Genomic DNA, 10398 nt, shown 5'->3' on the forward strand with positions numbered 1-10398 from the left:
TCACAGTAGCCCACCGCTGCTCCACCGGGGCTGCGGATACCCTTGATCTATGACCCCCGAAAAATCTTCCCAGTCCATGAAGCCTGCGACGGCTGCCAAGAAGCTGGGCATCTACCTTCCCGCTGCTCCGCAGGAGTTCCAGGACAACCCCGTAACGCGCGCACAGCTGGATGAGATGCAGTCCAACCCGCCGGAGTGGCTCGCCGAGCTTCGGCGCAACGGCCCCCACCCGCGTCCCGTGGTTGCCCAGAAACTGAACATCTCAATTGGCGGCCTCGCCCGCGGCGGCATCACGGATCCGCTGACCACCGCGCAGATCAGCGAACTGCTGGCCGCCCCGCCCGCATGGCTGGTTGCCGAGCGCGCCAGCTTCGCGGCGGTCCGCGCCGAAAACCAGCGCGTCAAGCAGGAAGCTGCCAGGAAACCCCGCAGCTAGCAGCACCCGGCCGGTCCGGAGTCGGCAGTACAGCTCACCTCCTGTGTGCACCGCGCACGGAAGAAGTGCTGACTCCGGACCGGGCCGTCTGGCCGCAGCACATAAAAAAATCACCCCGGCCAAATGACCGGGGTGATTCTCTATTTGTGCGCGAGGGGGGATTTGAACCCCCACGCCCTTTCGGACACTGGCACCTGAAGCCAGCGCGTCTGCCGTTCCGCCACTCGCGCAAAGTGATCTCCCTCGGCTCCGGATGCGCATTCCCTCACACCAAAGTGTGAGATTCACATCCCGATTCCTCGGGAACAGCAGAATCAAGCATACCGGCATTTTCCCGAAACACCTAAACGGCCCTCAGACAGACCAAAGCAGCGTCCCGCCGGGGCGGAAATCCGCGGATGTTCGTGCTCCTCCGGGACCAAAACCACCCTCCGGCCGCCCGGGCCGAGTGGACATCTGCACGTCAGGGGAGCGCGGGGATTGGTCGGGGGACACCGCTAGGGTGTTAAGACAATTGCAAGCTGACCCCAGTAGTATCGGAATGGACACCGCCTGCCCGACCGGCATCCGGCCTGCTGTCCGACAGGAAAGCAGGCTGCACGCAGGCACGGGGCAAGGCCAGGAAAGTTCCAAGAACAGGGAAAGGAGGCGGAGATGGGCCTACTCGACAACGTTGAACGCGGTATTGAGCGAATGGTCCGCGGCGCCTTTTCCAGCGGGTCCTCCGGCCGCGTTGAGCCCCTTGAACTGGCCATTGCGCTCCGCCGCGAGCTGGACGAGAAGTCCATGACGCTCGGACAGGGGCGCACGCTCGCTCCCAACGTCTTTACCGCGCGCCTTTCCGACGAAGATTTTGCCCGTGCCCAGGAATGGGGCGCGCCGCTCGCTGAAGAGCTGTGCGACGTCGTCATCAAGCACGCGCGCAGCCAGTCCTATACCCTGCAGGGCGCCGTTCGTGTCTCCTTCACCCGCGACTCGTCACTGAAGCCCGGCTCGCTGGAGATCGATTCCGCCACGGAAAAATCCCGGGCTTCCGGAACCCGGACCCCGCAGCCACCTGCTCCGCGCCAAAGTCCCTCCAGGATGCAGCCGGTGCTGGACATCGACGGCCAGCGGTACTCACTGAACGCCGCTTCAGTCGTACTGGGCCGTTCTTCGGAAGCGGACATCCTGGTGGACGACACCGGAGTCTCCCGCCGCCACCTGGAAATCCGGACCGACGGCGGTACGGTGCGCGCGGTCGATCTCGGTTCCACCAACGGCAGCTATGTCAACGGCCAGAAAGTCCAGGGGGAAACCATTCTTACTGACGGCTCCACGATTGCCATGGGCAGGACGCGGATCATTTTCCGCCTGCTGCCCGTCCGCTCCGGAGGACGCTGATGGACGGTTCCCTCACCCTGACGCTGCTGCGCTACGGCTTCCTGATTCTGCTCTGGGTCATGGTCCTTGGTGTGGTCGGCGCTATCCGCCGGGACCTGGTCCTGGGCGCACGCAACCGCACCGGCACGCCAACAGCCCGGCAGGTGCGGAAGAATCCCGCCCTGGAGCGTGAGGCACCGCCGCCGGCGAAGGTGCAGGCCCGCCAAATGGTAGTTACTGAGGGTCCCCTGCGCGGCACCACACTGGATCTGGCTTCCAGCCCGATCCTGCTGGGACGTGCACAGGAAGCAACCCTGGTGCTTGAAGACGACTACGCCTCCGGCCGCCACGCGCGGCTCTTCCCGCAGGGCAGCCGCTGGTTCATTGAGGACCTAGGGTCCACCAACGGCACCTTCCTCGGCGGTTCCCAGCTTTCCCGTGCCCAGCCCGTTGACCCCGGAGTGCCGATCCGCATCGGCAAAACAGTCATTGAATTGAGGCCATAGCAGTGGCCCTGGTCCTTCGGTACGCTGCCCGCTCCGATGTAGGCATGGTTCGTTTCAAGAACGATGACTCCGCCTATGTTGGGCGTTACCTGGCTGTCGTTGCTGACGGGATGGGCGGCCACGCAGGCGGCAATGTAGCTTCGGCTTCCACCGTGCTGGATTTGGTCCACCTGGACCGCCCGGACCTGGATGACCAGGCCGTCACTGTCCTGGCCGACGAGATCCAGGCAGCCAATTCACTGCTTTCCGAGCTGGTCACCACTGCTCCGGAACTCTCCGGCATGGGCACCACGGTGACTGCCATGCTCCTCCAGGGGGAGCGTGTTGCCCTGGCCCACATCGGCGACTCACGGGCCTACCGGCTCAAGGACGGCGTTTTCGAACAGATCAGCGTCGACCACACCTTTGTGCAGCGGCTCATCGACGAAGGCCGGCTGCGGCCCGAAGACGCCGAGGTCCATCCGCATAAGAACGTGCTGATGCGCGTCCTGGGCGACGTCGATGCCAGCCCCGAGCTGGACCTGGCCACTTTCGAAGTAGAGCCGGGCGAGAAATGGCTGCTGTGCTCCGACGGCCTGAATGCCGTCCTGCGGGACAGCGACATTGAAGCCGTACTGCGCGACTCCACAAACCTTGAGACCGCCGTGGACACCCTTGTGGAACTCACCCTGGCAGGCGGCTCCCCGGACAACGTGACCGTGGCAATCATCGAAGTGGCGGACGAAGCGGATGTTCCAGCCCCGGTCAGGGAACCGGCGCCCGTCACTGCGGGAACCGCCGCTGTTCAGGAGCCGGCACCGGAAGGCGCCGCTGCTGCCGAAGCATCCGATTCCGCGGATCTGGACGGCGCCCCGGAGGACGATCCCGAACGCGGGGCAGACAGCCCTGTGCGCGCCGAGGTAATCCGCCGGGACCTGGCCTCCCGGCCACACCTGCTGGTCGGCGCCGCCTCGCTGGCCACCGAAACCGGGCAGATTCCCATTGTCACCAAGCGGTCCGCTGAGCGCAGGGCAGCACGGCTGCTGATGCACAAAGCGGACGACGCCGGCACTCCCGAGGTGCAGCCTGAACCGCCGCGCAAGCGCCGCCGCTGGATCCTCTTGGTTGTCCTGGCCGTCATCGCTGCACTGCTCGCCTCCGTCCTCTGGGTCGGTTATGCCTGGACCCAGACGCGCTACTACGTGGGTTCGGCAGACAACCGCGTTGCCATCTACAACGGCGTCTCGCAGACACTGGGCCCCATCAAGCTCTCCCAGGTTGCGGAAACCACCAACATTCCGGTGGACAGCCTCCCGGCCTACTGGCGCAGCCGCGTCAACGACACCGTTCCGGCAAGGGACCTGGTGCATGCGGAACAGATCGTTGACCAGCTGCGCGGCACTGCCAAGGCAATCCTGTGCCCGCAGCCGGAGGAGCCCGCCCCGTCTGCAACCCCTTCGCCTCTGGCGGAGGCACTTGATGCAGCCGGAGACGGGGACGATCTTCCCGCCATCGATCCATGTGGAGGGCAGCAGTGATGTCAGAACTCGCAGCTCCGGCAAAGCCGCGGCGCAACGTCGAGGCCGTCCTGCTGGTATTGGCCCTCGCCGTCGGCATAGGGGCGAACATGCTGGTGGGGATCGACGAAGACCGTGCCTTCGACTCCGATTTCTGGGTCCAGGGCGGAACCCTCGTAGCACTGGTCCTGGCCTTCCACTTCGTGCTGCGCTTTCGGGCTAAATATGCTGACCCGGTAATACTTCCCATTGTCACGGCCCTTAATGGCATAGGCCTGGCAATGATCCACCGTTTGGACATCGCTGAAGGCACCGACGCCGCTGACCGGCAGCTGCTCTGGAGCACGCTGGCCGTGGCGGCGGCCATTGGGGTCCTGTTCCTGATCAAGGATCACCGCATCCTTCGGCGGTACACCTACATCTCACTCATCGTCAGTGCCGTGCTGCTCCTGCTGCCCCTGATGCCTGCCCCCATCGGCCAGGAAATCAACGGAGCCCGGATCTGGATCCACCTTGGGTTCGGAACCTTCCAGCCCGGTGAAATTGCCAAGATCACCCTCGCTATATTCTTTGCGGGGTATCTATCCGCGAACCGTGACCTGATCCTGCTCGCAGGACGCAAGGTGGGGCCGCTGCAGCTCCCCCGGTTCAAGGACATGGGGCCCATGATGGCCGCCTGGGCCGTGAGCATCGGCGTCCTGGTTTTCCAGCGCGATCTTGGCTCCTCAATTCTCTTCTTCGGCCTCTTCATGGCCATGATCTACGTCGCGACGAGCCGGGTGAGCTGGGTCCTGATCGGCCTGGCCCTCATCGCCGCCGGCGGTTTTGTTGCCGTTCAGCTCTTCAGCCACGTTGCCCTGCGCATCGACGGCTGGCTGAACGCCTTCGATCCTGAGGTGATCGAACGGGTCCCGGGCGGCAGCTACCAGGTAATTCAGGGTCTGTTTGGCCTCGCCAGCGGGGGCATGACGGGCACCGGACTGGGCCAGGGCCGGCCGGATCTGGTCACCTATGCCAACTCGGACATGATCATTGCCGCCCTCGGCGAGGAACTTGGCCTGATCGGCATTTTTGCGATCGTCCTGATGTACGTGCTGCTGGTCTCGCGCGGTTTCCGCGCCGCCCTTGGAACCAGGGACGGCTTCGGCAAGCTCCTGGCCTGCGGGCTGTCCTTCACGATCGCTCTGCAGTGTTTCGTGGTCATCGGCGGCGTCACCCGGCTTATTCCTCTGACTGGCCTGACCACGCCGTTTATGTCCGCCGGCGGTTCTTCGCTGCTGGCCAACTGGATCATCGTGGCCCTCCTGCTGATGATCTCCGACGCCGCGCGGCGTCCGGCGGCTACCGGCCTGCTTACGGATATGGAGCCCGCTTTGGCAACAGCACCAGCGGGCGGTAAGGGAAAAACACGGGACAAGGGAAGAACTGAGGTGACAGGCGCATGAACCAGGCAATCCGCAACAGCTGGATCGTGGCCCTGGCCATGTTCCTCGCCATCCTCGCATCCCTGACCTACGTGCAGTTCTTTGCCGCAGATGAGCTGAATGAGAACCCGATCAACAGCCGCAGCCTGTATCAGGACTTCGGACAGAACCGGGGGTCCATTCTGGTTGACGGTGTACCGATCGCCGAGTCAGTGCCTTCGAACGACCAGTTCAACTACCAGCGGGTCTACAACGATCCAGAGCTCTATTCAGCGCTCACGGGATTCTTCTCGCTCTCCCAGGGCAGCTACCAGCTCGAGCTCGCGATGAATGACGAGCTGACGGGCAACAGCGACCAGCAGTTCTACGACCGGTTGGTCCAGATGTTCTCAGGCGCGCAGGCCGAGGGAGCCTCGGTTGAACTCACCATCGATCCGCAGCTTCAGCGCCTTGCCTACGACCTCATTCCCGAGGGCCAGAAGGGATCGATCGTGATGATGGATCCCAAGACCGGAGACATTCTGGCCATGGTGTCCAAACCGTCCTACGACACAAACCTGCTGGCCGGGCATGACACCGAGATCGCGAACGCCAATATGGAGCAGCTGCTGACCGTTCCGGGTTTGTCCCCGTACCTGAACCCGGCCACCCAGTCCCTGCTGGCTCCCGGATCTACTTTCAAGCTCGTCGACGCCGCGGCGGCCCTGGAAACCGGCAAGTTCAATGCCGATTCGGTGATTCCGAATCCGTCCGCCCTTCCCCTGCCCGGAACGACCATCTCGCTGCCCAACTACACCAACGGTTCATGCGCCAGCCGCAGCGAGGCGGACATCCAGTTCGCCCTCGAGCAGTCCTGCAACACCGTCTTCGCGCAGATTGCGTGGGATGTTGGACAGGATGCGCTGGCCGAACAGGCACGGAAATTCGGATTCGGCGAATCGTTCAGCATTCCCACTCCGGTGACCGCCAGCAACTTCCCCACGACTGAGGACCAGGCCGAGCTGGCGCTGTCCTCAATTGGCCAGGGCAGTGTGACCGCCACCCCCCTCCAGGTCGCCATGATTTCCGCTGCCATCGCCAACAACGGGGTACAGATGACCCCGAATCTGATCAAGTCAGTACGGGCACCTGATCTATCGGTGATCGACGAACCCGAACCAACTGTCCTGAACGAATCGATCAGCCCCGGCACCGCCGCGCAGCTGACCGACTGGATGGTCAGCGTGGTGGAGAACGGCACCGCCTCCGCAGCCCGGATTCCCGGGGTTCGGGTTGCAGGCAAGACCGGCACAGCCGAAGTCCAGGACCGGGGCGACAACGCCTGGTTCACCGGCTTCGCACCCGCAGACGACCCAGAGGTGGTCATTTCCATCGTGATGGAAAACGTTGACCTGGCCACCGGATCCCAATTGACCACTCCAAGCGCGCAAAAACTCCTAGAGGCGGTGTTGAATAAGTGAGGCCTACTTCGGGAATCACCTTAGGCGGCAGGTTCCAGCTGACCGATCGTATAGCTATCGGCGGCATGGGCGAGGTCTGGAAGGCCCGGGATCTGGTCCTGGGCCGGATCGTTGCCATCAAGATCCTCAAGGAGGAATACACCGGCGACCCCGGCTTCCTCAACCGTTTCCGCGCCGAAGCACGCCACACGGCACTGCTGAACCATGAAGGCATCGCCAACGTCTTCGACTACGGCGAGGAAGAAGGCTCCGCCTATCTGGTGATGGAACTGGTCCCCGGCCAGCCGCTCTCCACCACCATCGAGCGTGAAAAGGTACTGTCCCCGGACCGGACCCTCTCGATCATCGGCCAGACCGCCACCGCCCTGGCTGTGGCCCACCGCCAGGGGCTGGTGCACCGCGACGTCAAGCCCGGCAACCTGCTCATCATGCCGGACGGCCGGGTGAAGATCACTGACTTCGGCATTGCGCGCCTTGCCGACCAGGTTCCTCTCACCGCCACCGGACAGGTTATGGGCACCGCCCAGTACCTTGCCCCGGAACAGGCAACCGGACAGCAGGCCACCGGTTCCAGCGACATCTACGCGCTGGGCGTGATTGGCTACGAGCTGCTGGCCGGCACCCGCCCGTTCTCCGGCGAATCCCAGATCGCCATTGCACTGGCACAGGTCAATGACACCCCGCCGCCGCTTCCGGAATCCATCCCGGCGCCGGTGCGGGCACTGATCATGTCCATGCTGGCCAAGGATCCCGCCGACCGCCCGGCCGACGCCGAAGCCCTCGCCCGTGCCGTGGCAGCCATCCGCCGCGGGGACATCGCTGCAGCGGAGCAGGCCGTCCCTGGAATGCTCCTCTTCGGGTCCGGCGGTACCGCAGCGACCAGCGCCGTCACCGCCCCGGTGCCGATGCCGGGCGACACGTCCGCCACCAGAGTGGTAGACACTGCTCCCTCCACCTCAGCCATGCCCGTCGTATCCGCCGGAGACCAGACCGGCTCCCTGGCGGCATCCCGCGACTGGACGGATGAGGACGTGGACGGGGACGGCAGCGACGGATACAACGACGGCGAGTACGAGGATCAGCCCAAGCGGCGGAAATGGCTGATCCCGGTCATCATCGTCCTGGCCCTCGTACTGGCCGGCATCATCGCCGCGATCGTGCTGAACCTGAATTCCGATCCCGCAGGGAACAACGAGCCGAAGACGTCGCCGTCGACTTCTGTCTCAAGCAGCCCCACGCGCAGCAGTTCCTCTCCGACGCCAAGCTCGCCGTCGCCGTCGCCGTCACCTACTTCCGCCAGCCCCACCGCGGAGGAGGAGCCGGAGATCATCATCAACGCCTCCCAGTACCAGGGACGGAACGTCAATGAGGTCTCACAGGAACTGAGCAGCCTTGGCCTTGCGGTCAGCCGCAACCCCGTGCCCTCAGACCAGCCCGAAGGTACAGTGCTGGACGTCAATCCGGTGGGAACGCTTTCCCGCGGGGACGCCGTCGCCATCACCTATTCCTCCGGTCCCGAACAGGTAACCGTGCCCGGCGGCCTGCTTAACCAGCCTGAATCCTCCGTGAGCCAGCAGATCGTCAATGCGGGTCTTCTTCCCGACGTCGTCCGGCAGCCGTCGGCCGATGTTCCGGACGGACAGGTCATCAGCGTCAACCCCCAGCAGGGCGCCACCGTACCCCGGGGATCGACAGTCAGGATCGTTGTCTCCACAGGTGCGCCCGAGCCCAGCGCCGCGGGAAACTCAAACCCTGACGGGCCCTGAACACCATGAGTGCGGACTTCCTGAAAGGACACCCAACGCTGAACACTGACCGGATCCTTGACGGTCGCTACGAGGTCGGTGAACTAATCGGCCGAGGCGGCATGGCGGACGTGTACCTCGGCCGCGATTCCCGGCTGGGCCGGGCCGTGGCCATCAAGGTGCTGCGCCCGGATCTTGCGCGGGATCCCCTCTTTCAGTCACGGTTCCGCAGGGAAGCACAGGCCGTTGCCGGCCTGAACCACTCGTCGATTGTCTCTGTCTATGACACCGGGGACCAGGAACCGGCCAGCGGATCACCTGATGATGCGCGCCTTCCCTTCATCGTCATGGAGTACGTCTCCGGACGCACCCTGAGGGACCTGATTAAGTCCGGGGACATCTCCATTGACGAGGCCATCGACTACACCCTTGGTGTGCTGGCGGCCCTCGAGTACAGCCATCGCTCCGGAATAGTGCACCGGGACATCAAACCCGCCAACGTCATGGTCACCCACGACGGCCATGTGAAGGTGATGGACTTCGGCATTGCCCGCGCTATCGCCGATTCAGCGGCGACCATGACCCAGACTCAGGCCGTCATTGGCACAGCCCAGTATCTCTCTCCGGAGCAGGCACGCGGCGAAACCGTCGATGCCCGCAGCGACCTGTACTCTGCTGCGTGCCTGCTCTTCGAGATGCTGGCCGGACGTCCTCCCTTTGTCGGGGACAGCCCGGTTTCCGTTGCCTACCAGCACGTCCGGGAGGCCCCGCCCAAGGCAAGCAGTTTTAATGCCGAGGTTTCGCCGGCGCTCGATTCCGTCCTGGATCATGCCCTGGCCAAGGACCGGAATGAGCGCTACCAGAGTGCCCACGACTTCCGGGACGCGCTCATCTCTGCCCGCAACGGCACCGCCGATCCTTACCGGACTGCAGCGACCCAGGTGGTTCCGCGCCAGCCGGCGGCATCCGAGGTCCCCGCAGACGAACCGCGCACGCGGGCCATGGCTCGTGTCCTGGAGGGCGGTCCGCTCACCAGCATGTCCGCCGACGATCTGGAGGAGGGCGGAGCCCCGGCCGTGCCCTCCGGCACTGACCGCAGCCAGGAACGGCGCGGACGCCGCCGCGCCTGGATAATTACGCTGTTTGTGGCTGTTGCCCTCCTGCTCGCCGCAGGCGGGGTGTTCGTCTACAGCCTGGCCAACCAACCGCCTCCGCCGCCTGCCACAGCCAGCATTCCGCAGGTGGAGAACATGACGCAGACGGAAGCGATCAATGCGCTGCTGGAACAGGGGTTCCGCGCCCCGGTAACCGAGCCCCAGTACAGCGACACCGTTGAGTCAGGCCTGGCGATTGGCACCGAGCCCGAGGCAGGCAGCACCGTCACCCTGGACAGCGACATCACTTTGTTTATCTCCCAGGGCCCTTCGGCCGTCCAGATTCCCGATACGCTGCCGGGGATGAGCGAGGCACAGGCCCGCGACACTCTGCGGCTGCTTGGCCTGCAGGGCGGGGATTCCGAAACCGCCAACAGTCCCACAGTGCCCGAGGGGCGTGTCATCGAGACCAAGCCGGGAATCGGCACGTCGGTCCAGATGGGCAGTACCGTGGACCTGGTTCTCTCCACCGGCAAGGTCACCGTACCCAACCTGGTGGACACCAAGGTGGACGAGGCCAAGGCCTACCTCGCCGATCCGGCCTACGGGCTGGGAGTCGAGGTGGAGGAAGTGGAGAACAGCGTTGTTGAACCCGGCACCGTGACCGGGCAGAGCGCACCGGCCGGAAGCGACGTGCCGCAGGGCAGCACCATCACCCTGACCGTAGCCAAGGCACCCGCACCCTCGCCGTCCGCGTCACCAAGTTCCTCAGAGTCACCGTCCCCGCCGGGGGCCCCGCGCGGCGGGGGGGGCGGGCGGCGGGGGCCCGCCCCCCCCCGGGGGCGGGTGGGCGGGGGGCGCCGCGCGGCGGGGGG

General features: G+C 64.8%; 8 protein-coding genes and 1 tRNA gene. 8 read left to right on the forward strand and 1 reads right to left on the reverse strand.

Annotated features, from left to right (window positions below):
* Positions 1-76 precede the first annotated feature (76 nt).
* Positions 77-436, forward strand: a complete 360-nt coding sequence (locus TVC13_RS14045; protein WP_422401812.1) for a DUF5997 family protein — start codon at positions 77-79, stop codon at positions 434-436.
* Between the two features lie 147 nt (positions 437-583).
* On the opposite strand, the gene TVC13_RS14050 is transcribed toward TVC13_RS14045, so the two are convergent.
* Positions 584-666, reverse strand: a tRNA-Leu gene (locus TVC13_RS14050).
* Positions 667-1090: 424 nt separating this feature from the next.
* On the opposite strand from TVC13_RS14050, the gene TVC13_RS14055 reads away from it, so the two are divergent.
* The 7 genes from TVC13_RS14055 to pknB all read left to right on the forward strand — a co-directional run.
* Entirely contained in the window at positions 1091-1819 is a 729-nt protein-coding gene (locus tag TVC13_RS14055) for an FhaA domain-containing protein (RefSeq protein ID WP_422401805.1), read from the forward strand.
* On the forward strand, positions 1819-2304 hold the full coding sequence (locus TVC13_RS14060; RefSeq protein WP_422401806.1) for an FHA domain-containing protein FhaB/FipA: 486 nt from the start codon (positions 1819-1821) through the stop codon (positions 2302-2304). The genes TVC13_RS14055 and TVC13_RS14060 overlap by 1 nt, the downstream gene beginning before the upstream one ends.
* Before the next feature lie 44 nt (positions 2305-2348).
* Positions 2349-3821, forward strand: coding sequence for a PP2C family protein-serine/threonine phosphatase (locus TVC13_RS14065; RefSeq protein WP_422401813.1), 1473 nt, complete (start codon positions 2349-2351; stop codon positions 3819-3821).
* Positions 3821-5245 (forward strand): FtsW/RodA/SpoVE family cell cycle protein, encoded by a 1425-nt coding sequence (locus TVC13_RS14070; protein ID WP_422401807.1) that lies wholly within the window; start codon positions 3821-3823, stop codon positions 5243-5245. Before TVC13_RS14065 ends, TVC13_RS14070 begins: the two co-directional genes overlap by 1 nt.
* The gene (locus TVC13_RS14075) at positions 5242-6684 is read left to right on the forward strand and encodes a peptidoglycan D,D-transpeptidase FtsI family protein (RefSeq protein WP_422401808.1); all 1443 of its coding nucleotides are present in this window, start codon (positions 5242-5244) and stop codon (positions 6682-6684) included. Before TVC13_RS14070 ends, TVC13_RS14075 begins: the two co-directional genes overlap by 4 nt.
* Positions 6681-8450 carry a protein kinase domain-containing protein gene (locus tag TVC13_RS14080; RefSeq protein ID WP_422401809.1) on the forward strand — a complete coding sequence of 590 codons (1770 nt, stop codon included), beginning with the start codon at positions 6681-6683 and terminating at the stop codon, positions 8448-8450. The genes TVC13_RS14075 and TVC13_RS14080 overlap by 4 nt, the downstream gene beginning before the upstream one ends.
* A gap of 5 nt (positions 8451-8455) precedes the next feature.
* A partial coding sequence (pknB, locus tag TVC13_RS14085) for a Stk1 family PASTA domain-containing Ser/Thr kinase (protein ID WP_422401810.1) occupies positions 8456-10398 on the forward strand: 1943 nt, incomplete at its 3' end.

The sequence above is a fragment of the Arthrobacter sp. 3Tela_A genome, assembly GCF_049311025.1.
Classification (GTDB): domain Bacteria; phylum Actinomycetota; class Actinomycetes; order Actinomycetales; family Micrococcaceae; genus Arthrobacter_B.

Excerpts from the sequence above, each read along its gene's own strand:
- TVC13_RS14070 (WP_422401807.1), top strand. The coding sequence starts at position 3,821 with ATGTCAGAACTCGCAGCTCCGGCAAAGCCGCGGCGCAACGTCGAGGCC.
- TVC13_RS14045 (WP_422401812.1), top strand. The coding sequence starts at position 77 with ATGAAGCCTGCGACGGCTGCCAAGAAGCTGGGCATCTACCTTCCCGCT.
- TVC13_RS14055 (WP_422401805.1), top strand. The coding sequence starts at position 1,091 with ATGGGCCTACTCGACAACGTTGAACGCGGTATTGAGCGAATGGTCCGC.
- TVC13_RS14065 (WP_422401813.1), top strand. The coding sequence starts at position 2,349 with ATGGTTCGTTTCAAGAACGATGACTCCGCCTATGTTGGGCGTTACCTG.
- TVC13_RS14060 (WP_422401806.1), top strand. The coding sequence starts at position 1,819 with ATGGACGGTTCCCTCACCCTGACGCTGCTGCGCTACGGCTTCCTGATT.
- TVC13_RS14075 (WP_422401808.1), top strand. The coding sequence starts at position 5,242 with ATGAACCAGGCAATCCGCAACAGCTGGATCGTGGCCCTGGCCATGTTC.